At 72.2% G+C, this 22,136-nt stretch carries 19 protein-coding genes and 3 tRNA genes; 10 read left to right on the forward strand and 12 right to left on the reverse strand.

The window, feature by feature from the left end; genetic code table 11:
• Nucleotides 1-330: 330 nt before the first annotated feature.
• A complete protein-coding gene (locus ACGF3H_RS10825) occupies nt 331-1,182 on the reverse strand; it encodes a hypothetical protein (RefSeq protein WP_362485926.1) in 852 nt (283 codons plus the stop codon).
• A 219-nt stretch (nt 1,183-1,401) separates the two neighbouring features.
• Here ACGF3H_RS10825 and ACGF3H_RS10830 point away from each other — a divergent pair, with 219 nt between their 5' ends.
• Both ACGF3H_RS10830 and ACGF3H_RS10835 read left to right on the forward strand, forming a co-directional pair.
• Nucleotides 1,402-2,496 (forward strand): Glu/Leu/Phe/Val dehydrogenase dimerization domain-containing protein, encoded by a 1,095-nt coding sequence (locus tag ACGF3H_RS10830; RefSeq protein WP_362485928.1) that lies wholly within the window; start codon nt 1,402-1,404, stop codon nt 2,494-2,496.
• 324 nt (nt 2,497-2,820) lie between these two features.
• A complete protein-coding gene (locus tag ACGF3H_RS10835) occupies nt 2,821-3,069 on the forward strand; it encodes a DUF3073 domain-containing protein (RefSeq protein WP_161165701.1) in 249 nt (82 codons plus the stop codon).
• An 84-nt stretch (nt 3,070-3,153) separates the two neighbouring features.
• Here ACGF3H_RS10835 and purM read toward each other — a convergent pair whose 3' ends face one another.
• From purM to purS, 7 genes are all read right to left on the reverse strand, one after another.
• Complete coding sequence (gene purM, locus ACGF3H_RS10840; RefSeq protein ID WP_362485930.1) at nt 3,154-4,221, reverse strand: phosphoribosylformylglycinamidine cyclo-ligase; 1,068 nt, start codon at nt 4,219-4,221, stop codon at nt 3,154-3,156.
• Nucleotides 4,222-4,268: 47 nt separating this feature from the next.
• Nucleotides 4,269-5,795 (reverse strand): amidophosphoribosyltransferase, encoded by a 1,527-nt coding sequence (gene purF, locus ACGF3H_RS10845; protein WP_362485932.1) that lies wholly within the window; start codon nt 5,793-5,795, stop codon nt 4,269-4,271.
• A 62-nt stretch (nt 5,796-5,857) separates the two neighbouring features.
• Complete coding sequence (locus tag ACGF3H_RS10850) at nt 5,858-6,646, reverse strand: META domain-containing protein (protein ID WP_362485934.1); 789 nt, start codon at nt 6,644-6,646, stop codon at nt 5,858-5,860.
• Between the two features lie 36 nt (nt 6,647-6,682).
• Nucleotides 6,683-7,480, reverse strand: a complete 798-nt coding sequence (locus tag ACGF3H_RS10855) for a sterol carrier family protein (protein ID WP_362485936.1) — start codon at nt 7,478-7,480, stop codon at nt 6,683-6,685.
• Between the two features lie 134 nt (nt 7,481-7,614).
• Nucleotides 7,615-9,873: a phosphoribosylformylglycinamidine synthase subunit PurL gene (gene purL, locus ACGF3H_RS10860; protein WP_362485938.1), complete on the reverse strand. Its 2,259-nt coding sequence runs from the start codon at nt 9,871-9,873 to the stop codon at nt 7,615-7,617.
• Complete coding sequence (purQ, locus tag ACGF3H_RS10865; protein WP_362485940.1) at nt 9,870-10,550, reverse strand: phosphoribosylformylglycinamidine synthase subunit PurQ; 681 nt, start codon at nt 10,548-10,550, stop codon at nt 9,870-9,872. Before purQ ends, purL begins: the two co-directional genes overlap by 4 nt.
• The gene (gene purS / locus ACGF3H_RS10870; protein ID WP_362485941.1) at nt 10,547-10,819 is read right to left on the reverse strand and encodes a phosphoribosylformylglycinamidine synthase subunit PurS; all 273 of its coding nucleotides are present in this window, start codon (nt 10,817-10,819) and stop codon (nt 10,547-10,549) included. Before purS ends, purQ begins: the two co-directional genes overlap by 4 nt.
• A 340-nt stretch (nt 10,820-11,159) precedes the next feature.
• Between purS and ACGF3H_RS10875 the strand changes: the two genes are divergently transcribed.
• The 8 genes from ACGF3H_RS10875 to ACGF3H_RS10910 all read left to right on the forward strand — a co-directional run bounded on the left by ACGF3H_RS10875 (nt 11,160) and on the right by ACGF3H_RS10910 (nt 15,819).
• Nucleotides 11,160-11,477 carry an Lsr2 family protein gene (locus tag ACGF3H_RS10875; RefSeq protein WP_282087664.1) on the forward strand — a complete coding sequence of 106 codons (318 nt, stop codon included), beginning with the start codon at nt 11,160-11,162 and terminating at the stop codon, nt 11,475-11,477.
• 173 nt (nt 11,478-11,650) lie between these two features.
• Nucleotides 11,651-11,722: transfer RNA gene (locus tag ACGF3H_RS10880), tRNA-Gly, on the forward strand.
• An 80-nt stretch (nt 11,723-11,802) separates the two neighbouring features.
• Nucleotides 11,803-11,875: transfer RNA gene (locus ACGF3H_RS10885), tRNA-Gly, on the forward strand.
• Nucleotides 11,876-12,023: 148 nt separating this feature from the next.
• Entirely contained in the window at nt 12,024-12,986 is a 963-nt protein-coding gene (locus tag ACGF3H_RS10890; protein WP_362485944.1) for an ABC transporter ATP-binding protein, read from the forward strand.
• The gene (locus ACGF3H_RS10895) at nt 12,983-13,798 is read left to right on the forward strand and encodes an ABC transporter permease (RefSeq protein WP_362485946.1); all 816 of its coding nucleotides are present in this window, start codon (nt 12,983-12,985) and stop codon (nt 13,796-13,798) included. Before ACGF3H_RS10890 ends, ACGF3H_RS10895 begins: the two co-directional genes overlap by 4 nt.
• Nucleotides 13,799-13,838: 40 nt before the next feature.
• Nucleotides 13,839-15,098, forward strand: a complete 1,260-nt coding sequence (locus ACGF3H_RS10900) for a histidine kinase (RefSeq protein ID WP_362486633.1) — start codon at nt 13,839-13,841, stop codon at nt 15,096-15,098.
• Nucleotides 15,095-15,709, forward strand: a complete 615-nt coding sequence (locus ACGF3H_RS10905; protein WP_362485948.1) for a response regulator transcription factor — start codon at nt 15,095-15,097, stop codon at nt 15,707-15,709. Before ACGF3H_RS10900 ends, ACGF3H_RS10905 begins: the two co-directional genes overlap by 4 nt.
• A gap of 34 nt (nt 15,710-15,743) precedes the next feature.
• Nucleotides 15,744-15,819 (forward strand) — tRNA-Gly (locus tag ACGF3H_RS10910).
• 50 nt (nt 15,820-15,869) lie between these two features.
• On the opposite strand, the gene ACGF3H_RS10915 is transcribed toward ACGF3H_RS10910, so the two are convergent.
• The 4 genes from ACGF3H_RS10915 to purD all read right to left on the reverse strand — a co-directional run bounded on the left by ACGF3H_RS10915 (nt 15,870) and on the right by purD (nt 21,889).
• Nucleotides 15,870-16,766 carry a phosphoribosylaminoimidazolesuccinocarboxamide synthase gene (locus ACGF3H_RS10915; protein WP_362485950.1) on the reverse strand — a complete coding sequence of 299 codons (897 nt, stop codon included), beginning with the start codon at nt 16,764-16,766 and terminating at the stop codon, nt 15,870-15,872.
• An 84-nt stretch (nt 16,767-16,850) separates the two neighbouring features.
• Nucleotides 16,851-18,362, reverse strand: coding sequence for a N,N-dimethylformamidase beta subunit family domain-containing protein (locus ACGF3H_RS10920; RefSeq protein WP_362485953.1), 1,512 nt, complete (start codon nt 18,360-18,362; stop codon nt 16,851-16,853).
• A 165-nt stretch (nt 18,363-18,527) separates the two neighbouring features.
• A complete protein-coding gene (locus ACGF3H_RS10925) occupies nt 18,528-20,321 on the reverse strand; it encodes a hypothetical protein (protein WP_362485955.1) in 1,794 nt (597 codons plus the stop codon).
• A gap of 290 nt (nt 20,322-20,611) precedes the next feature.
• The gene (purD, locus tag ACGF3H_RS10930) at nt 20,612-21,889 is read right to left on the reverse strand and encodes a phosphoribosylamine--glycine ligase (protein ID WP_362485957.1); all 1,278 of its coding nucleotides are present in this window, start codon (nt 21,887-21,889) and stop codon (nt 20,612-20,614) included.
• Nucleotides 21,890-22,136 lie beyond the last annotated feature (247 nt).

Raw genomic sequence — 22,136 nt, forward strand, 5'->3', positions numbered from 1 at the left:
ATGCCGATGGACCATGCCATAGCGGACAGTCACGCCACTGTGACGATCAGTCACAGGGCGATCAGGAGTCACCAGACCCCCCAAAGCGTGCAATGCTGAGATTCCGCCCACAGTGCACCACAGCAGGACGGATGGAGCCCTCCCCGGACTCCTTGTCCTATTTTGGCATGAGGAGGGGGAAGCGGCGCAAGAGTGGCGTACGTGCGGTCCGTCACGCTTGACGCATACGCCCGGATCGGGACTTCCGTCCCCTGGTGACGCCGCATCAGGTCACACCGAACATACGTCGGAGCGAGAGACGAAACCCCAAATCGGGCGGTACGTCAAACGTCAGTTCGCCGACCGCCGGTCCCGCACCGAACGCCACCGCTCCACGAGCCGCCCGTACGCGGCGCCCGCCGCCGTGCCGTCCCCCCGGCGCAGCGCCTCGATGCCCTCGGCCACGTCCGCCGCCGAGTGGTCGTCCTCCAGCTCCCCGGCCGGCAGGGCGTGCACCAGACCGCCGTAGTCCAGCTCCACCAGGGACCGCGGGTGGAACTCCTCGAGCCAGCGCCCCACGTCCACCAGGCCGTCGATCAGCGGCCCCTCGTCCACGGCCTCCCTCAGCGCCCGCAGCCCGCGGGCCACCCTCCGCCGCGCCTGCACCATCGGCGTCCGGTAGCGCAGCACCGGCGCCACCGCCCCGGCGTCGTCGCCGCCCTTGTCGTACTCCCGCTCCTCGTCGGCGACCAGCACGAACCAGTTGATCGGCACCTGCCAGGTGGCCGTGCGGATCCAGGGGCGGGCGTCGGGGTTGTCCTCCAGCCAGCGTTCGTAGTCCTGGGCGGTCTGGCGGCGTACGACCGGAGGGAGCAGGGCGTCCAGGACGGGCTCGGGAAAGTCCTCGGCCAGCTCTCCGAGGGCCTGCCAGCCACGCAGCCGGGTCCGCCAGGGGCACACGCAGACGACGCCGTCGACCTCGGTCACGAAGGCGTCGCCGCTCTCGTGCACCGGTACCGGCACCGGCGGGGTGGGCAGCAGGTCGGCCAGGGAGCGGCGCAGCTCGTCCTGGTAGGAGGGCAGGTCGGTGCGGCGGGCGTAGCGGGTCCAGTGGCCGCGCTCCGGCTCGGGGAAGGCGGCCAGCGGCTCGTACACGCGCAGGTAGGCCGCGTAGGGGACGATCACCGAGGACACCTTGGGCACGCCTGCTCCCTCCCCCGCGCACCGCCTCGAAAACCTGGCGGAACCGATCACAAACGCGCGGGAATCTCTGCAAATCGTCGCACGCCTGTACTCCTTGCGGAGGTGATCCTCGGCACTGTGCGGCGGGTGGGCACCGCCAGGCTCTAATCTCGTGCCACAGTCCCCGCCACCCGCACGGGGACCGTCTCCACCCGCCGCACCTACACAGGAGTCACCACAGTGACCGACGTAACCGGCGCACCTGCTGATGTACTGCACACCCTGTTCCACTCGGAGCAGGGGGGTCATGAGCAAGTCGTGCTCTGCCAGGACCGTGCCAGCGGCCTCAAGGCCGTCATCGCCCTCCACTCCACCGCCCTGGGCCCCGCGCTCGGCGGTACGCGCTTCTACCCGTACGCGAGCGAGGCGGAGGCCGTCGCCGACGCGCTGAACCTCGCGCGCGGAATGTCGTACAAGAATGCCATGGCCGGTCTCGACCACGGCGGCGGCAAGGCCGTGATCATCGGCGACCCGGAGCAGATCAAGAGCGACGAGCTGCTGCTCGCCTACGGCCGGTTCGTCGCCTCGCTCGGCGGCCGCTACGTCACCGCCTGCGACGTCGGCACCTACGTGGCCGACATGGACGTCGTGGCGCGCGAGTGCCAGTGGACGACCGGGCGCTCCCCCGAGAACGGCGGCGCGGGCGACTCGTCCGTGCTCACCTCCTTCGGCGTCTACCAGGGCATGCGGGCCGCCGCCCAGCACCTGTGGGGCGACCCGACGCTGCGCGACCGCACGGTCGGCATCGCCGGCGTCGGCAAGGTCGGTCACCACCTGGTCGAGCACCTGCTCGCCGAGGGCGCGCACGTGGTCGTCACGGACGTGCGCAAGGACGTCGTGCGGGACCTCACCGAGCGGCACCCGTCGGTGATCGCCGTCGCCGACACGGACGCGCTGATCCGGATCGAGAACCTGGACATCTACGCCCCCTGCGCGCTCGGCGGCGCCCTGAACGACGACACGGTGCCGGTGCTGACCGCGAAGGTGGTGTGCGGCGCGGCCAACAACCAGCTCGCCCACCCGGGCGTCGAGAAGGACCTGGCCGACCGAGGGATCCTCTACGCGCCCGACTACGTGGTGAACGCCGGCGGTGTCATCCAGGTCGCCGACGAGCTGCACGGCTTCGACTTCGAGCGGTGCAAGGGCAAGGCCGCGAAGATCTACGACACGACGCTGGCCATCTTCGCACGTGCGAAGGAGGACGGTATTCCGCCGGCCGCGGCGGCCGACCGGATCGCCGAGCAGCGGATGTCGGAGGCACGCGCGCGACGCTGACCGGAGCGGCGCTCCGGAGGGTGATCCGGGGGCGGTCTTCGAAGGTTTGAGCGGTACCCGCCGGCGGGCAGTTGGAGAGAACTCTCACTTCTCCCGGCGGGTCGACCGTCGAAAGGTGGTTAAAATCGCCTTTGACCAGCGAGGACAGGGCGCCTCGAAGGTCCTGGGCGTAGCCACGTCCTGCGGGCGACGTACCGTATGGGCGTGGGCTCAGGTACCGTGGAAGCCCTACGGACCGGTCTCTCCACGGAGAGCCCGTTCCGGACCATGAACGCGTGTCAAGACTCTGGGGCCGTCGAGCCCCGTCGTTGAGGGGGTCGAGCCATGGGGCGCGGCCGGGCCAAGGCCAAGCAGACGAAGGTCGCCCGCCAGCTGAAGTACAACAGCGGTGGGACTGATCTCTCCCGCCTGGCCGAGGAGCTGGGCGCATCGACGTCGAGTCCGCAACCGCCTAACGGCGAGCGGTTCGAGGACGATGAGCAGGACGACGAGCTGTACGCAAAGTACGCCGACCTCTACGAGGACGACGAGGACGAGGACGGCCAGTCCCCGCAGCATCGTCGCGGCGCTTGACCCTGCACTGAACACTCACCCGGTCGGTGGCTTCCGTCACCGACCGGGTTCTGTGCTACCCCGCGCCGCCGCGCCGGGCTCGGCTCAGCGGGCGTAGTCGCCGGTCATGGTGGCGCCCGTCGCGTGGTCGCCGCGGTCGGTGATCTCGCCGGCCACCCAGGCGTCGACGCCGCGGTCGGCGAGGGTCGCCAGGGCCACGTCGGCGGATTCCTGGGGCACCACGGCGATCATGCCGACGCCCATGTTCAGGGTCTTCTCCAGCTCCAGGCGCTCGACCTGACCCGTCCGCCCCACGAGGTCGAAGACGGGGGCCGGCGTCCAGGTGGAGCGGTCGACGGTCGCGTGCAGGCCGTCGGGGATCACGCGGGCCAGGTTGGCCGCGAGGCCGCCGCCGGTGACGTGGCTGAAGGCGTGCACCTCGGTGGTGCGCATCAGGGCCAGGCAGTCCAGCGAGTAGATCTTCGTCGGCTCGAGCAGCTCCTCGCCGAGGGTGCGGCCGAGGTCGTCCACGGGTGCGTCCAGGGCCAGACCGGCCTCGTTCAGCAGCACGTGGCGGACGAGTGAGTACCCGTTCGAGTGAAGGCCGGAGGCGGCCATGGCGACGACCGCGTCACCCTTGCGGATGCGGTCCGGGCCGAGCAGCCGGTCGGCCTCCACGACGCCCGTACCGGCGCCGGCGACGTCGAAGTCGTCCGCACCGAGCAGACCGGGGTGTTCGGCCGTCTCACCGCCCACCAGGGCGCAGCCGGCCAGCACACAGCCCTCGGCGATGCCCTTGACGATGGCGGCGACGCGCTCGGGGTGGACCTTGCCGACGCAGATGTAGTCGGTCATGAACAGCGGCTCGGCACCGCACACCACGATGTCGTCCATGACCATGGCGACCAGGTCGTGGCCGATGGTGTCGTAGACGCCCAGCTGCCGGGCGATGTCGACCTTGGTGCCGACACCGTCCGTGGCCGAGGCCAGCAGGGGACGGTCGTAGTTCTTGAGGGCGGAGGCGTCGAAGAGACCGGCGAAGCCGCCGAGGCCGCCGAGGACCTCGGGGCGCTGCGTCTTCTTGACCCATTCCTTCATGAGCTCGACGGCGCGGTCGCCCGCCTCGATGTCGACGCCCGCGGCTGCGTAGCTGGCACCAGTTGTGTCAGGCATGACGATGAGAACCTTTGTGTCGTACGGCAGGTATTGCGGACGGACGGCTACGGGCGACGGATGGCGTCGGCGGCGGCCGTTCCGGCGGGCCCGGCGGCCAGCTCGGTCTCCAGGAGCTGCTTGCCGAGCAGCTCGGGGTCGGGGAGCTCCATCGGGTACTCGCCGTCGAAGCAGGCGCGGCAGAGGTTCGGCTTGGCGATGGTGGTCGCATCGATCATGCCGTCGATGGAGATGTACGCCAGGGAGTCGGCGCCGAGCGAGGTGCCGATCTCGTCGATGCTCATGCCGTTGGCGATGAGCTCGGCGCGGGTCGCGAAGTCGATGCCGAAGAAGCAGGGCCACTTCACGGGCGGGGAGGAGATCCGGATGTGGACCTCGGCGGCGCCGGCCTCGCGGAGCATGCGGACCAGGGCCCGCTGCGTGTTGCCGCGGACGATGGAGTCGTCCACGACGACCAGCCGCTTGCCCTTGATGACTTCCTTCAAGGGGTTCAGCTTCAGCCGGATGCCGAGCTGGCGGATGGTCTGCGAGGGCTGGATGAAGGTGCGGCCCACATAGGCGTTCTTCACCAGGCCGTTGCCGAAGGGGATGCCGGAGGCCTCGGCGTACCCGATCGCGGCGGGGGTGCCGGACTCCGGGGTCGCTATGACGAGGTCGGCCTCGGCGGGCGCCTCCTTGGCCAGCTTGCGGCCCATCTCGACGCGCGAGAGGTAGACGTTGCGGCCGGCGATGTCGGTGTCCGGGCGGGCCAGGTACACGTACTCGAAGACACAGCCCTTGGGCTTCGCTTCTGCGAATCGCGACGTGCGCAGACCGTTCTCGTCGATGGCGACGAACTCGCCCGGCTCGATCTCGCGGACGTACGAGGCACCGCAGATGTCGAGGGCGGCGGACTCCGAGGCGACGACCCAGCCGCGCTCCAGGCGGCCGAGGACCAGCGGGCGGATGCCCTGCGGGTCACGGGCGGCGTACAGGGTGTGCTCGTCCATGAAGACGAGGCTGAAGGCGCCCATGACCTGCGGAAGGACCGTGTGAGCGGCCTCCTCGACGGTCAGCGGCTTGCCGTCCTCGTCGACCTGGGCCGCGAGGAGCGCGGTCAGCAGGTCGGTGTCGTTGGTCGCCGCGACGCGAGTGGAGCGGCCCTCCTGCTTGGGCAGGTCGGCGACCATCTCGGCAAGCTTGGCGGTGTTGACGAGGTTGCCGTTGTGGCCGAGCGCGATGGAGCCCTGCGCGGTGGCCCGGAAGGTTGGCTGGGCGTTCTCCCACACGGACGCGCCGGTGGTCGAGTAGCGGGCGTGACCGACCGCGATGTGACCCTGGAGCGAACCGAGCGAGGTCTCGTCGAAGACCTGGGACACCAGGCCCATGTCCTTGAAAACGAGGATCTGGGAGCCGTTGCTGACCGCGATTCCCGCGGATTCCTGGCCCCGATGCTGGAGGGCGTAGAGCCCGAAGTACGTGAGCTTTGCGACCTCTTCGCCCGGGGCCCAGACACCGAAGACGCCACAAGCGTCCTGGGGGCCCTTCTCGCCGGGAAGTAGATCGTGATTGAGTCGACCGTCACCACGTGGCACGTTCTCGAGTGTAGGCGAGATCGACCACTGGTCCGAATTGGGGATCCCGGCTCACCTGCGGATCACTCGTCGGCCACCGCTCGGACGACGGTGCCGTCTTCGCTGGTCAGCGTCAGGGTTTCGTGATCGATCCGGTAGTCGACCCGGCCTTCGAAGAAGCGGAGCATCCGCTTCTCGGCGTTCATGAGTGAGCCTTCGCACATCATTCGGGTGGTGGCCGGAGCGCCCAGGGTGATATGTCCGTCGCGGACGGTGGCCCTGGCGTCGACGTGGTTGCAGGGCAGGCGGCCGGAGACGGCGCCCGCCTCCTTGTCGAAGGTGAGGTGGGCGCGGCCCTGCCCGCCGGGAGCCGTGACGGTCCACTCCGTCCCGTACAGGGACGCGTTCGCGGGCCTGCTCAGCCGTACGGTGTCGCCGGCCGAGGTGGTGAGGGTCAGGCGGTCGCTCGCCGGGTCGGCGGTGAGGGTGCCGTCGGTGAGGACGCGGCCGAGGGATTTCTCGAACTCCAAGGGCGTCTTCTCGCAGGCCTTCTCGGTGAACGCGGCGTCGCTCAGCCGGACGCGCTCGCCGTCGACGTCGGCGCGGGCGCTGAAGGTGTTGCAGCCGGTGCTGCCCGCCGCCTCACCGCTGTCGTCGATCCGGACGCGTGCCGTGTCCGGTGCCCGGTGGGTGGTGCCGTCGACGGTGACGCTGTCGATGCTCCACCGGACGCCGGTGAAGGGGCGGTCCGCGCCCACGGAGCCGCTGCCGCCGTCGGCCTTCTCGCTGCCGCAGGCCGCCGCGAGCGGGACGAGCGCGGCGACGGCCGCCACGGCCAGGGTCATGCTGCGCTGCTTCCTCTGCCTGTACATGCCGATTCGACGGACGTACGGAGGGTCCGGTTCCCCTCAGCTCAGCAGCGGCAGCAGGCCGGAGAGGTCGGCCCGCTCGCCGCTCGCGCTGACCTCGCCCTCCGCCACGGCGTCCGCCCAGGCCAGCCGCCCGGTCGCGAGCCGGACCCAGGTCAGCGGGTCGGTCTCGACGACGTTGGGCGGGGTGCCGCGGGTGTGCCGGGGGCCCTCGACGCACTGCACGACGGCGAACGGCGGCACCCGCACCTCCGTCGACCCGCCGGGCGCCTTCACGGCGAGCGCGTCGGCGAGCAGCCGCGTCGCGGCGGCCAGGGCCTGCCGGTCGTACGGGATGCCGAGGCCGGACACGGCGGCGTTGAGGTCGTCGGTGTGGACGACGAGTTCGACGAGGCGGGTGACGAGGTAGTCGTCCAGCGGCAGCGCGCCCGCGTTGGTCTCCAGGAGCCGGCTGCCGGGGTGCTCGGCGAGCAGCGCGCGCAGGCTCTCCTCGATGCGGGCGAGGTGGGCATCGGGGTCGGGATGGTCCGCGGCGAGCCTGCGGGTGAAGTCGGCGATCGCCGCGGAGTTGCCTGCGGTGGCGAAGGGCCACTCGACGACCTGGACGTCCTGCCGGGGCGGGGCCGGCCGGTCCACGGCGCGGTGCAGGGCGGTCAGGGCCATCCCGATGTGCGCCACCAGTTCCCGTACGGTCCAGTCCCCCAGCCGCGTCGGCAGCGCCAGTTGCTCGGGCGTGAGGGTGCGCACGGCCGCCCGTACGTGCCCGAACTGGGCGAACACGGCGGCACGGGTGCGGGCGGGGTCGTAGGTGCGGGCGCGTTTCGTGGCGGGCGGCATGACGGTGAGCCTAGTGGCCGGGGCGGCGGCGCTCCCGGGAAATACCGGGTCCGTGCCCGGACCTCCGCCTCCGCGCGCGGGAGGCCCCGCCCGGACTGATCCGGGCGGGGCCTCGCGTCGCGTGGTGCCGGCGGTTACGCCAGCAGCGCCGGGATGGTGCCCTCGTGGGCCTCGCGGAGCTCGGTCAGGGGCACGGCGAACTCGCCCTGGACCTCCACCGCGTCCCCGTCCACGACACCGATGCGGGTGACGGGCAGGCCGCGCGCGCCGCACATGTCGGTGAAGCGGAGCTCCTCCGAACGCGGGACGGCGACGACCGCACGGCCCGCCGACTCCGAGAACAGGAAGGTGAAGGCGTCCAGGCCGTCGGGGACGACCAGGCGCGCGCCCTTGCCGCCGAGCAGCGCCGACTCCACGACCGCCTGGACCAGACCGCCGTCGGACAGGTCGTGGGCCGAGTCGATCATGCCGTCGCGGGAGGCGGAGATCAGGATCTCGGCGAGCAGCCGCTCACGCTCCAGGTCGACCTTCGGGGGCAGGCCGCCGAGGTGGTCGTGGATCACCTGGGACCAGGCCGAACCGCCGAACTCCTCACGCGTGTCGCCGAGGAGGTAGAGCAGCTGGCCGTCCTCCTGGAAAGCGACCGGCGTGCGGCGGGCCACGTCGTCGATGACGCCGAGGACCGCGACGACCGGCGTCGGGTGGATGGCGGCCTCGCCGGTCTGGTTGTAGAGCGAGACGTTGCCGCCCGTGACCGGGGTGCCGAGCTGCTGGCAGCCGTCGGCCAGACCGCGCACGGCCTCCGCGAACTGCCACATGACCGCCGGGTCCTCCGGCGAGCCGAAGTTCAGGCAGTCGGAGACCGCGAGGGGCTTCGCACCGGTGGTGGCGACGTTGCGGTACGCCTCCGCGAGGGCCAGCTGGGCGCCCGTGTAGGGGTCGAGCTTGGCGTACCGGCCGTTGCCGTCGGTGGCGATGGCGACGCCGAGGCCGCTCTCCTCGTCCACCCGGATCATCCCGGAGTCCTCGGGCTGGGCGAGGACGGTGTTGCCCTGCACGAAGTGGTCGTACTGCTGGGTGATCCACTGCTTGGACGCCTGGTTCGGCGAGGACACCAGCTTCAGGACCTGGTCCTTCAGCTCCTCGCCGGACTGCGGCCGGGGCAGCTTGCCCGCGTCGTCGGCCTGGAGGGCGTCCTGCCACTCCGGGCGGGCGTAGGGGCGCTCGTACGTCGGGCCCTCGTGGGCGACCGTGCGCGGGTCGACGTCGACGATCTTGCCGCCGTGCCAGTAGATCTCCAGCCGGTCGCCGTCGGTCACCTCACCGATGACGGTGGCGATGACGTCCCACTTGTCGCAGATTTCGAGGAAGCGGTCGACCTTGTCGGGCTCGACGACGGCGCACATGCGCTCCTGCGACTCGCTCATGAGGATCTCCTCGGGCGAGAGCGTGGAGTCGCGCAGCGGGACGTCGTCCAGGGTGACGCGCATGCCGCCCGAGCCGTTCGACGCCAGCTCGCTGGTCGCGCAGGACAGGCCCGCGGCGCCCAGGTCCTGGATGCCGACGACGAGCTTCTCCCGGAAGGCCTCCAGGGTGCACTCGATGAGGAGCTTCTCCTGGAACGGGTCGCCGACCTGGACGGCCGGACGCTTGGACGGCTTGGCGTCGTCGAAGGTCTCCGAGGCCAGGATCGAGGCGCCGCCGATGCCGTCGCCGCCGGTCCGGGCCCCGTACAGGATGACCTTGTTGCCCGCGCCGGACGCCTTGGCCAGGTGGATGTCCTCGTGCCGCATGACGCCGATGGCACCGGCGTTGACCAGCGGGTTGCCCTGGTAGCAGGCGTCGAAGACGACCTCGCCGCCGATGTTGGGCAGGCCCAGGCAGTTGCCGTAGCCGCCGATGCCGGCGACGACGCCGGGCAGGACGCGCTTGGTGTCCGGGTGGTCCGCGGCACCGAAGCGCAGGGGGTCCACCACGGCGACCGGGCGGGCGCCCATGGCGATGATGTCGCGGACGATGCCGCCGACACCCGTGGCCGCGCCCTGGTAGGGCTCGACATAGGACGGGTGGTTGTGCGACTCGACCTTGAAGGTGACCGCGTAGCCCTGGCCGACGTCGACGACACCGGCGTTCTCGCCGATGCCGACGAGCATCGCGTCGTTCTGGGGGGCCTTCTCCCCGAACTGGCGCAGGTGCACCTTGGAGGACTTGTACGAGCAGTGCTCGGACCACATCACCGAGTACATGGCGAGCTCGGCACCGGTGGGCCGGCGGCCGAGGATCTCCACGACCCTCTCGTACTCGTCCTTCTTCAGGCCCAGTTCGGCCCAGGGCAGCTCGACGTCGGGGGTCGCGGCCGCGTGCTCGACCGTGTCCAGAGGCGTCCGGCTCATGCGTTGACCAGCTTCTTGAGGATCGAGGTGAAGAACGGGAGGCCGTCGGTGCGGCCGGTGCCGATCAGCGGCTCGACGGCGTGCTCGGGGTGCGGCATGAGGCCGACGACGTTGCCCGCCGCGTTGGTGATGCCGGCGATGTCGTTGAGCGAGCCGTTCGGGTTGACGTCCATGTAGCGGAACGCGACGCGGCCCTCGGCCTCCAGCTCGTCCAGCGTCCGCCGGTCGGCGACGTAGCGGCCGTCCATGTTCTTCAGCGGGATGTGGATCTCCTGGCCGGCGCTGTAGTCGCTGGTCCAGGAGGTGTCCGCGTTCTCCACCCGCAGCTTCTGGTCGCGGCAGATGAAGTGCAGGTGGTCGTTGCCGAGCATCCCGCCGGGCAGCAGGTGGGCCTCCGTGAGGATCTGGAAGCCGTTGCAGATGCCGAGCACCGGGAGGCCGGCCCTGGCCTGGTCGATGACGGTGTCCATCACCGGCGAGAAGCGCGCGATGGCGCCGGCGCGCAGATAGTCGCCGTAGGAGAAACCGCCGCACAGCACCACGGCGTCGACCTGCTTGAGGTCCTTGTCCTTGTGCCAGAGCGCCACCGGTTCGGCGCCGGCGACGCGGATCGCGCGCTGCGTGTCCCGGTCGTCGAGGCTGCCGGGGAAAGTGACGACGCCAATACGAGCGGTCACTTCACGGCCTCCGCGACGACATCCTCGGACTCGACCTTGACGGTGAAGTCCTCGATCACGGTGTTGGCGAGGAAGGATTCCGCAAGATCATGGATGCGGGCGAGGACGGCCTCGTCGACCGGCCCGTCAACTTCCAGTTCGAAACGCTTTCCCTGGCGGACGTCCGAGATCCCTTCGAAACCCAGTCGCGGCAGTGCGCGCTGCACCGCCTGGCCCTGGGGGTCGAGGATCTCCGGCTTGAGCATGACGTCGACTACGACGCGTGCCACTGGCACTCCCGGTGTGTGGTGCTGAGCAGGTTCCTTCAGACTACCCGTACAAAATTTCTACGCGCGTAGCCTTGGAGGAACATACGTGAGCCCAGTCACGATCCGGTATCGGGGACAGGCTCGCACGAAAAGCTTCGGGAAAGATCCCGGATGCGTCATGGACGCCTATTGCGCGGCAGACACGCGGGGAGATTTAGTCGGTCTTCCCATTGCAATGCCGGGCACTGTACAAATGAAATGTCATTAGCCGATACTTTGCCCAATTACAGGCGAACAGTCGGCATCATCGCGGCGTCCTGGCACGTCATCGCGGAGGTGCCGCACGAAGGGACCGATATTCGTGGCGCAGCGTGTCGTGGTCACTCTCTTTGACGACATCGACGGCTCGGAAGCGGCGGAGACGATCGCCTTCGGAGTCGACGGCCGGATGTACGAGATCGACCTGAACGAAGCCAATGCCCGGAAACTGCGCAAGGCTCTCGAGCCCTACGTGTCGGCGGGCCGGAAGCGGTCGCGGTCCGGCCGGGCGTACCGGCAGACGGAGGTCGCCCCCGACCCCGCGGCCGTCCGGGCCTGGGCCCAGGCCAACAAGATGGACGTGCCCGCGCGGGGCCGGATCCCCAAGAAGGTCTACGAGGCGTTCGCCGAGGCTCAGTGAGCGGTCGCACCCGGCTGCCGCGCCGGCGGTCCGGCGGCCGGCCGCCCCGTGCCGGACGCCGACGGCCGCTCAGCCGCCCCTCGCGGCAACCGACTTGCGCAGCACCCCGGGTGATCAGCTAAAGTCTGGAGCACGCCGAGGGGCGAGGCCGAAAGGCCCAGCTCACGGAACATGCGGGTGTAGTTCAGTAGTAGAACATCCCCCTTCCAGGGGGAAGGCGCAGTGTGCAATTCCTGTCACCCGCTCTGCATCGCCGTACCGGCCACTCGATTGGATCAGGTAGGCTGGTGCTCGCACCGATCGGTGAAGGCCGGTCGGGGGCAATGCGGACGTAGCTCAGTTGGTAGAGCGCAACCTTGCCAAGGTTGAGGTCGCGAGTTCGAGCCTCGTCGTCCGCTCGGGAATCAGACCCCGGTCCTCCGAGGACCGGGGTCTTTTCGTGCGCCCCGGACGGCGCGAGGAACCGGACCGCCGTCTGACATTTGTCATGCCGAGCGATGACGGCGCGCACTGCCGCCCGGCCCGCGGTACCGGGATGCTTGGAGCATGCAAGCAAACGGACACGAACACGTGATTGAGGTCACCGACCTGCGGCGTGTGTACGGGGGCGGGTTCGAGGCGGTGCGCGGGATCGACTTCACCGTGCGCCGCGGCGAGATCTTCGCGCTTCTGGGCACCAACGGAGCCGGCAAGACCTCGACGGTCGAGCTCCTCGAGGGCCTCGCCGCGCCGGCCGGCGGCCGGGTGCGCGTCCTCGGGCACGACCCGTACACCGAGCGGGCCGCCGTACGCCCCCGCACCGGGGTCATGCTCCAGGAGGGCGGCTTCCCGTCCGAGCTGACCGTCGCCGAGACCGCGCGGATGTGGGCGGGCTGCGTGAGCGGGGCCCGGCCCGAGGCGGAGGTGCTGGCGCTGGTCGGGCTGTCGGACAAGCGGGGCATCCGCGTGAAGCAGCTCTCCGGCGGTGAGCGGCGCCGCCTGGACCTGGCGCTCGCGCTGCTCGGCGAGCCCGAGGTGCTCTTCCTCGACGAGCCCACGACCGGGCTGGACGCCGAAGGCCGCCGCGACACCTGGGAGTTGGTGCGCGCCCTGCGCGACGCGGGGACGACGGTGCTGCTGACCACGCACTACCTGGAGGAGGCCGAGGACCTCGCCGACCGGCTCGCGATCCTGCACGAGGGCCGCATCGCCGCCACCGGCACACCGGCCGAGGTGACCGCGTCCCAGCCCTCCCGGATCTCCTTCGAACTGCCAGACGGCTGGTTCGTGGGCGACCTGCCACCGCTCGGCGAACTGGGTGTGAGCGAGCACCGGGTCGACGGCCGGACCGTCCGGCTGCGTACCCGGGAGCTCCAGCGGGCGGCCACCGCGCTGCTGGTGTGGGCCGAGGGGGCCGGTGTCGAACTGCGCGGACTGGACGTCCGGTCCGCGTCCCTGGAGGAGGCGTTCCTGTCGATCGCGAAGGAAGCCGCCGAGGGAACCACGGCGACGAAGGAGTACGCGGCATGAGCGGCACCGGGACCGAGGAACGCGCCGCCCGGACCGGCACGACGTCCGGCACCACACCGCTGGGCCGGATGACCGCGCTCGCCCGCGCCGAGCTGACCCTGCTCGGACGGAGCAGGGGCACGCTCGTCGCCGCCCTGTTCGTGCCGCTGGTGCTGCCGCTCAGCGTGCGGTCGGCGGCCAAGGAGATGGACCTCGCCGGGGCCGGGCTGACGGTCGGGACCGTCGTCCTGCCCGCCGCGATCGGCTTCTCCCTGCTGTTCGCCGTCTACTCGGCGCTCGTCGGCATCTTCGTCGTCCGGCGCGAGGAACTCGTCCTCAAGCGGCTGCGCACCGGCGAGCTGCGGGACGCCGAGATCCTCGGCGGCGCCGCGCTGCCGGCCACCGTCATCGGACTGGCGCAGTGCCTGCTGCTGACGGTGGGCTGCGCGGTCCTGCTCGACCTGCCCGTGCCGCCCGCCCCGCATCTGGCCGTCGCCGGTGTGCTGTTGGGCCTCGTCATGTGCGCCGGCCTCGCGGCGGTCACCGCCGGCTTCACCCGGACCGGCGAGAGCGCGCAGGTCACGCCGATGCCGCTGATGCTCGTCTCGATGCTCGCCTCCGGCATGGTCGTCCCGCTGGAGCTGATGCCCGACCGGCTGGCCTCCGTCTGCGAGCTGCTGCCGTTGACGCCCGTCGTCACGCTGGTGCGCGGCGGCTGGACGGGCGACCTGTCGGCGTTCGAGGCGCTGGGCGCGCTCGCCACGGCGCTGGCCTGGACCGTGGCCGCGGTGTTTGCTGTACGCCGGTGGTTCCGCTGGGAACCGCGACGCTGACGGACGGACCGGGGCCGAGGAGAGCGGGGTGAGCGGGGAGATGCGCAGGCCGCAGCGCTGGTGGCGGAGGAAGAGCACGCCGGCGAAGGTGGAGACGTACACCCGGTGGTCGTTCCACTTCTTCGGGCTCGTCGAGGTCGTCGCGCTCGGGGTGCCGAACTTCCACCAGATCGGGGCCCGGCTCGCCACCGTGCTGTGCCTGCTGGTCGTCGCGCACGCCGCGCTCTGCATGCTGGTCGCCTCCCGGGCGCTGGACTGGACGCGCGGCCGGCGCCCGCAGCCCGTCCGGCTGCTGTGGGCGCTCGCCGCGCTCACGGCGGCGATCGCCGTCGGCGCGATCGGTCTCGCCGAGCGCGGGCCGGGCGGACCGGGCGTGGACTCCGCGGCCTGGGGGATCTTCGGGGGCGTGCTGTGCTTCGGCGCCGGCATGATCACGCTCGGCGTGCACAACCGGCGCCGGGTGGTCGCCGTCGTCGGCGGCTTCGCGTTCGGTGCCGGGGCCGCGTCCTTCCCGCTGGGCATGCCGAGCCTCGCGTCGCTCGTGGTGGCGTGCTTCGTGCTGGTGGGCGGCGGGTTCCTCGCCTTCACCTCGATCTTCTCCGTCTGGCTGCTCAACGCGGTCTACACGCTCGACGAGGCCAAGGAGACCCGGGCCCGGCTCGCCGTCGCCGAGGAGAGGCTGCGGTTCGGCCGTGACCTGCACGACGTGATGGGGAGGAACCTGGCCGTGATCGCGCTCAAGAGCGAGCTGGCCGTACAGCTGTCCCGGCGCGGACGGCCGGAGGCGGTGGAGCAGATGATCGAGGTGCAGCGCATCGCGCAGGAGTCGCAGCGGGAGGTCCGCGACGTCGTCCGCGGCTACCGGGAGGCCGACCTGGAGGTCGAACTCGCCGGTGCGCGGGGCGTGCTGGGGGCGGCCGGGATCGACTGCGAGGTGCGCGGCGACACGGCCGGGCTGCCCGCCGGGGTGCAGTCGGCGCTCGGCTGGGTGGTGCGGGAGGCGACCACGAACGTGCTGCGGCACGGGGACGCGGGGACATGTGCCGTGGTGGTGCGGCTGTCGGAGGGGCGTGTGGTGCTGACGGTGGAGAACGACGGGGCGACGGAGACGCCGGGTGGCCCCGGTGCGCCGGGAGGCGCCGGTGCCTCCGACGGCTCCGGGCTCGCCGGATTGCGGGAGCGGCTGTCCGCCGTGGACGGCACGCTGGAGGCCGGTCCCGTCGGCAGGGGCGTGTTCCGGCTCACGGCCGAGGTGCCCCTGCCCCTGGCCGCCGGCACCGTGCTGGAGGCCGCGTCGTGACGTCCCACGTACGCGTTCTGCTCGCCGACGACGAACACCTCATCCGTGGCGCGCTCGCCGCCCTGCTCTCCCTGGAGGACGACCTCGTGGTGGTCGCCGAGGCGGCCACCGGCCCGGAGGCCCTGGCGATGGCGCGGGCCCACGCACCGGACGTGGCCGTGCTGGACCTCCAGATGCCCGGCGCGGACGGTGTGAAGGTCGCCACATCGCTGCGCACCGAGCTGCCCGGTTGCAAGGTGCTGATCGTGACCAGTCACGGGCGGCCCGGGCACCTGAAGCGGGCGCTCGCGGCAGGGGTGCGCGGATTCGTCCCCAAGACGGTCAGCGCCCAGCGGCTCGCCGAGCTGATCCGCACGGTCCACGCCGGAAACCGTTACGTCGACCCGGAGTTGGCCGCGGACGCGATCTCCGCCGGGGACTCGCCGCTGACCGCGCGGGAGGCCGAGGTGCTGGAGCACGCGGCCGACGGGGCGCCCGTCGCGGAGATCGCCGAGCGGGCCGCGCTCGCCGAGGGGACCGTGCGGAACTACCTGTCGTCGGCCGCCACGAAGCTCGGCGCGGAGAACCGGCACGCGGCGGTGCGGCTCGCACGGGAGCGAGGTTGGGTATAGTGGCTCACGCACCACGGCGAAGCCCGCGGAGCAGGCGAACGTAGCTCAGTTGGTAGAGCGCAACCTTGCCAAGGTTGAGGTCGCGAGTTCGAACCTCGTCGTTCGCTCCACAGGAGGAAGCCCCCGGTCCAGGCCGGGGGCTTCTTCGTGTCCGCGCGTCCTACCAGCGCACGCCCGTCAGCCGTTCGTAGGCCTCGACGTACTTGGCGCGGGTCGCGTCCACGACCTGCTGCGGCAGCGCCGGCGGGGGCTGCTCGCTCTTGCGGTCCCAGCCGGACTCCGCCGAGGTCAGCCAGTCCCGCACGAACTGCTTGTCGTACGACGCCTGCGCGCGGCCCGGCTGCCACTGGTCGGCGGGCCAGAAGCGGGAGGAGTCCGGGGTGAGGACCTCGTCGGCGAGGATGAGCTCGTCGCCCTCGAAGCCGAACTCGAACTTGGTGTCGGCCAGGACGATCCCGCGCTCGCGGGCGATGTCCCGGGCGCGGGAGTACACGGCGAGGGTGGCCTGGCGCAGGGCGGCCGCGGTGTCGGCGCCGACCTGGCGGGCGACCTCCTCGTAGGAGACGTTCTCGTCGTGCTCGCCGACCTCGGCCTTGGTGGCCGGGGTGAAGATCGGGGCGGGCAGCTCGGAGCCGTCGACGAGGCCCTCGGGGAGGGCGAGGCCGCAGACGGTCCGCGTCTCGTTGTACTCGGCCAGGCCCGAGCCCGTGAGGTAGCCGCGGGCCACGCACTCCACGGGGACCATCCGCAGCGACTTGCAGACCAGGGTGCGGCCCTGCCAGTCGGCGGGGGCGCCCTCGGGCAGCGCGGTGCTCAGGACGTGGCTCGGGACCAGGTCGGCGAGCTGGTCGAACCACCACAGGGAGAGCTGGGTGAGCACCCGGCCCTTGTCGGGGATCTCGGTGGGCAGCACCCAGTCGTAGGCGGACATGCGGTCGCTGGCGACCATCACGAGGTCGCCCGCCTCGTTCTGGTACAGGTCGCGCACCTTGCCGGTGTGCAGATGCACCAGGCCCGGAACCTCGAGCGGCTCGGGCTTTTCGACGAATCCGGACACGGTTCCTCCCCGTGGTTCTGTCCAAGTACGTCGATTCTCCCGTATGCGGTGACCGGTCTCCGTGCGGGGTGGCCGCGGAGGGGTTCAGTCGCGTTTGCAGATGCGGTCCAGGAGGTTCGCGGTGGCCCGCTGCACACGCGGGTCGACGTGGCCGGGACGGTCCAGGGCCGGGGACCAGGCGAACGTCCCGGACGCGAAGACCCAGGCGCCGGACGGCGCCCGGTACAGGGACGTCTCCTGGTGGCGCCGGGCGCCGTGGGCGTCGGTGTACGGGGAGTGGGCGAGCAGCACGCGCTCGTCGTGTTCGGGGAGCGGGGTGCGCGGGAAGTAGCGGTCGGCCTCGCCCGCGACCAGGTCCTCGATCTCGTCGCCCTCCTGGGCGCCGGTGGCCTCCCAGAGCCAGTGGCCGGCATTGCGGACGATCATCGGGTGCGGTTCAGGGACGCGGCCGGCGTACTGGATGCCGAGGAGCTGCTGCTCGGCACGGTCGACCTCCCGCCACAGCGCCGGCCGGCCGGGGCCCTGGCGCTTGCGGCAGGTCAGCAGGCGGTCGGGGACGCCGGAGGGGGACGGGGCCAGCTCCACCTGCCAGTACATGGTGTTGGCGGAGAGGAAGACCAGGGACGTGCCGTGCTCGCGGGCCAGCTCGGTGGTGCGGCGCATGGCCGCGGACCAGTACTCGTCGTGGCCCGGGAAGACCAGGCCCCGGTAGCGGGCCGGGTCGACGCGGCCGGAGTGCAGGTCGCGGGCGTCGGCGTAGGCGATGTCGTAGCCGTAGCGCTCGGCGAAGCGGATGAAGTCGTAGGCGTGGCCGACGTGCAGGGGCAGGCCGGCGCCCGCGTAGGGGCGGTCGAAGGAGACGGTCGTCGCGGCGTCCGCCTCGCCGAGGAGCCGGCCCTCCTCGTCCCAGGCGTGGTAGAGGCTCGCGCCCGTGCGGCCGTCCTCCGGGTAGAGGTTGTACGCCTGCCAGGTGATGTCCGGCAGGATCAGCAGGAGGTCGGCCGGGTGGTCGTGGCGGACCGTGAACGGGACGTGGGACCGGTAGCCGTCGGCCGTGGTGAGGACGGCCACGTACGCGCCGATGTTCCAGTACGACGGGATCTGCAGCCGCCAGGACAGCCACCAGTGGTGGCAGGAGACCGTGCGGTCGGCGGTGAGCGGCGGGGGCTGGACGATGCCGGACAGGCGAGGGCTCGTGGTGACCTTGGCGGCGCCGTCTCCGCCGTAGTGGCCGATCCGGTAGACGTCGACGCTGAACTCCTGCGGCGGGTCGACGGTGATGTGGAAGTCGATGGCCTCGCCGGGTGCGACGGCTCCGGTGGCGGTGAAGCCCTTGATCTGGCGGCGGACGTCGTCGGCGGCGCGGGGACCGCCGGTGGTGGAGCGGCGCGCGGGCCCACGGCGGCCTGTCCCGGTCCGCGGTCCGGCCGGGTCCAGGTCGGGGTCCGGGTCCACGTACCAGGGGACGACCTGGCCGGTGTCGCTGTAGTAGGTCTCGCCGCCGCGGAGCCAGGGGACGGGTCCCTGGCCGAAGGGATCCGTCACGGCGTGCGCGCGTGCACCCGACTCCCAACGGCGGACGTGCTCGGACCCCATGGGACTGCCCCCTCCCTCGTGCCCCCGTGGTCGTGCGTATGACGAACGCTCTTGCCATGTGCGCGATCGGTCCCAGCACATCACATCCAGCACGCGGACTGTCACTGTTCGTCGCGAAGTGACCGAAAGTGGAATGGAATCGTCCGCTTCCACGGGGCCACGGCCTCAGACCAGGCGTACCGGCTTCTCCGCGCGTATGCCGAGCTCGGTCAGCCAGGCCCGCAGGGGGGCCGGGTCACCGGTCTCGACGAGACTGCGGACGCGGGGGGCCAGGTCCGCGGCGCGGACGCCGTTGACCAGCAGCGACGGGCCGTCGAGCCAGTCGAGGCCGGGCGCGGCTCCGGCGGTGTCCATCGCCGCGCAGCACACCATCGCCGTGATGTGGTCGGTGAGGACCTCGCGGCCGGTGCGCGGGGGCTGGAGGGGGAGGAGGGGCAGCGCGCGGTCGTCCCAGAGTGGGCTGTCGGGGCCGCTCCGCTGCGTGTCCGCCCCGGACGCGGGCGACGGGGTCCCGGCCTCCTCACGGGCCAGCTGCGCGCTGAGCCCGGCGGCCAGGGCTGCGCCCCGGGGCGTGGTGTCGGCGAGGTCGTCGTCCTCGTCGGGGCGGTCGGGGCCGTCGGTGCCGTCGTGGTCCGGCGGTGGGCCGGAGGTGGGCGGGGTGGGGCGGTCCGTGGGGCGGTCCGTGAGGTGGTCCAGGACGCGGGCCAGGGTGGGGCCGGCGCCCGGACCGGTGACCTCGGCGGTACGGCGGACGCCCAGCGTGTCGAGGACGCGGTGGAGGCGAGCCGCGTCCGTGCGCCAGGTCCGGTCGACGACCTCCTCCGGATACTCGTCCCAGCCCACGGGCGCCCAGTCCTGGCCGGTCTCCGCCGGTCCCCCGTGGAAGAGGCGCGCGGCGAGCAGGGAGACCGACTCGTCGATCAGCCCGGGCTCCTCCAGCAGGTCACAGGCGGGACGCTCGCCCAGGCGCGAGGCGAAACCCTCGGCCAGCCGGTCGCGGCGGGACAGCTCCGTGAGCGCCGCGACGACGCCCACGTCCAGCCGGGCGGGCCAGCGGCCCATCCGCCAGGCGGGCAGCGCCACCCGGGTCAGCAGCCGGTCCCAGCCCGCGTACGCCAGTCCCACCTGCTCCTGCGCGACGATCCGCAGCCCGTAGTCCACGGCCTGTGCACGCTCGGCGGCCGCCGCCGCGACCCCCCGCTCCATCTCCGCGGCGTGGACGCGGCAGCCGCGCAGCAGCAGCCGGGACACCTGTCCGAGCCCGGCGCAGACCGCACGGGACAACAGGCAGCGGTCCCGCGTCGAGGCCACCGCCACCGCGGCGTCCAGGCCCCGTATGAAGCGCCGGGCGGCGGCTATGTCGGGGTGCGCCGACGGTCCCGTACCCGCGACGACCGGGGCGAGGACCGCGCGCAGCTCGCCGACGCGCATCCACCACAAGAAGGGCGAGCCGATGACGAGGACGGGCGCGGCGGGGCCGCGGCGGTGCCCGGGGCCGTCCGGACCGGTCGCGCCGTCGGGCCGCTCCGCGGACGGCGGGCCGTGGGCGGGGTGGGTGCGGTCCTCCAGCCAGCTGTCGCAGTCCGGCGTGAGCGCTATCGCGGAGGGGACGGGCACCTCGAGCCGCTCGGCCAGGTCGCGCACCATCCGGTAGAGGTCGGGCGCCGACTCCTCGGCGACGGGGACCGTCGGGGTCATGGCGGGCCGGGCGCGGGCGACGACCAGGGCGACCCCCGCGGCGGCCGCCAGGACGAGGAGCGCGCACGCGGACACGGTCCAGCGGGCGGCGTCCCAGCCCGCGCCCGTGAGGTGGCCGGTGGAGACGCCCGCGAGCAGGATCACGGCGACGGCAGCGGGCAGCAGGGCGACGGCCAGCGCCCGGCTGCGGACGCGCAGCACGGCCAGCGCCCTGGAGCGCGCGGCCCGCGCGCCCATCTCCACTCCACCGATACCGGTCACGACCGGACCTCACCCCCTCCTTCGCTGCCCTGGGACGGCGCTCCCGCTCTTGCTCACTCCCCCACTGTGGCACCCGCCACTGACATCGCAATGCCGGTGGGCCAAGTGCCGGAACGCTTGCGCGGCACCCTAGTTGGGGCCTCCGCGCCCGTCAGCCGTATGGCGCATCGGTCACTCGATGGAATGGCTTTGGGGAAAGGTGGATGACGGACAGCAAGGATCAGGCCCCGGCTCCTGAGACGGAGCCGGGGCCTGTCGGACCGGGTACGGAGGGCGCGCCTCCGGGGCGCTCAGGCCCCCGTCGGGCCTCCGGCCGCCGCGTCCGCCGCCGCCTTGGCCGCGATGTCCGTACGGTGCTGGGAGCCGTCGAGGCCGATGCGGGCGACGGCCCGGTAGGCACGGTCGCGGGCCTCGGTGAGGTGCGCGCCGGTGGCCGTGACGGACAGGACGCGGCCGCCGGCGCTGACGACGGCGTCGCCCTCGCGCCGGGTGCCGGCGTGCAGGACGTAGGCGTGCGGGGCGTCCTCGGCGGCCACCTCGTCGAGGCCGGTGATCGGGTCGCCGGTGCGCGGGGTGCCGGGGTAGTTGTGGGAGGCGACGACCACGGTGACGGCCGCGTCCTCGCTCCAGCGCAGGGGCTCGAGGTCGGCGAGGTTGCCGGTGGCGGCGGCCATCAGCAGACCGGCGAGCGGGGTCCGCAGGCGGGCCAGCACGACCTGGGTCTCGGGGTCGCCGAAGCGGGCGTTGAACTCGATCACGCGGACGCCGCGCGAGGTGATCGCGAGACCGGCGTACAGCAGGCCGGAGAAGGGTGTGCCGCGGCGGCGCATCTCGTCGACGGTCGGCTGGAGCACGCTCTCCACGACCTCGTCGACGAGCTTGGGGTCGGCCCACGGCAGCGGCGAGTACGCGCCCATACCGCCGGTGTTCGGTCCCTCGTCGCCGTCGAGGGCGCGCTTGAAGTCCTGGGCGGGCTGGAGCGGGCGCACGTTCTCGCCGTCGGTGACGGCGAAGAGGGACACCTCGGGGCCGTCGAGGTACTCCTCGATGACCACGCGCTCGCAGGCGTTCGCGTGCGCCCGGGCCGCCTCGACGTCGTCGGTGACGACGACGCCCTTGCCCGCGGCCAGCCCGTCGTCCTTGACGACGTAGGGGGCGCCGAAGGCGTCGAGGGCCGCGTCGACCTCGGCCGGGGTCGTGCAGACGTACGAACGGGCCGTGGGCACTCCGGCGCCGGCCATCACGTCCTTCGCGAAGGCCTTGGAGCCCTCGAGCTGCGCGGCCTGCCCGGAGGGACCGAAGACGGGGATGCCCGCCTCGCGGACGGCGTCGGCGACCCCGGCGACGAGGGGCGCCTCGGGCCCGACCACGACCAGGTCGGCGCCTAGCCCGGTGGCCAGTGCCGTCACGGCCGCGCCGTCGAGGGCGTCGACCTGGTGCAGTTCGGCGACCTCGGCGATACCGGCGTTGCCGGGTGCGCAGTGCAGCGCGGTGACGTCGGGGTCGAGGGACAGGGAACGGCACAGGGCGTGTTCGCGGGCGCCGCCGCCGATGACAAGGACCTTCACGGGGGCCAGCCTAATGGGAACGGACCCGGCCGGTTTGTGCGGGCTTCCTAAGGGGCGGGCGGGGCGGGCTTGTGCGTTTCTCCAATGCCGCGCCTCCGTGCGGCCCCGTGCGCGGGCGGCGCCCGGTGCAGGGGTGGCGGGCAGCGGGCAGCGGGCAGCGGGCAGCGGGCAGCGGGCAGCGGGCAGCGGGCAGCGGGCAGCGGGCAGCGGGCAGCGGGCAGCGGGCAGCGCAACGGCGGCGCGGTGA

The sequence above is a fragment of the Streptomyces sp. NPDC048185 genome (assembly GCF_043202495.1).
In the GTDB taxonomy this organism is placed as follows: domain Bacteria; phylum Actinomycetota; class Actinomycetes; order Streptomycetales; family Streptomycetaceae; genus Streptomyces.

What these genes read in the sequence shown, in the direction of transcription:
- ACGF3H_RS10850 (WP_362485934.1), bottom strand. Translation starts at nt 6,646, where the DNA reads ATGTACAGGCAGAGGAAGCAGCGCAGCATGACCCTGGCCGTGGCGGCC.
- ACGF3H_RS10900 (WP_362486633.1), top strand. Translation starts at nt 13,839, where the DNA reads ATGCGCAGGCCGCAGCGCTGGTGGCGGAGGAAGAGCACGCCGGCGAAG.
- ACGF3H_RS10890 (WP_362485944.1), top strand. Translation starts at nt 12,024, where the DNA reads ATGCAAGCAAACGGACACGAACACGTGATTGAGGTCACCGACCTGCGG.
- ACGF3H_RS10855 (WP_362485936.1), bottom strand. Translation starts at nt 7,480, where the DNA reads ATGCCGCCCGCCACGAAACGCGCCCGCACCTACGACCCCGCCCGCACC.
- ACGF3H_RS10835 (WP_161165701.1), top strand. Translation starts at nt 2,821, where the DNA reads ATGGGGCGCGGCCGGGCCAAGGCCAAGCAGACGAAGGTCGCCCGCCAG.
- purM (WP_362485930.1), bottom strand. Translation starts at nt 4,221, where the DNA reads ATGCCTGACACAACTGGTGCCAGCTACGCAGCCGCGGGCGTCGACATC.
- ACGF3H_RS10920 (WP_362485953.1), bottom strand. Translation starts at nt 18,362, where the DNA reads ATGGGGTCCGAGCACGTCCGCCGTTGGGAGTCGGGTGCACGCGCGCAC.
- purL (WP_362485938.1), bottom strand. Translation starts at nt 9,873, where the DNA reads ATGAGCCGGACGCCTCTGGACACGGTCGAGCACGCGGCCGCGACCCCC.
- ACGF3H_RS10895 (WP_362485946.1), top strand. Translation starts at nt 12,983, where the DNA reads ATGAGCGGCACCGGGACCGAGGAACGCGCCGCCCGGACCGGCACGACG.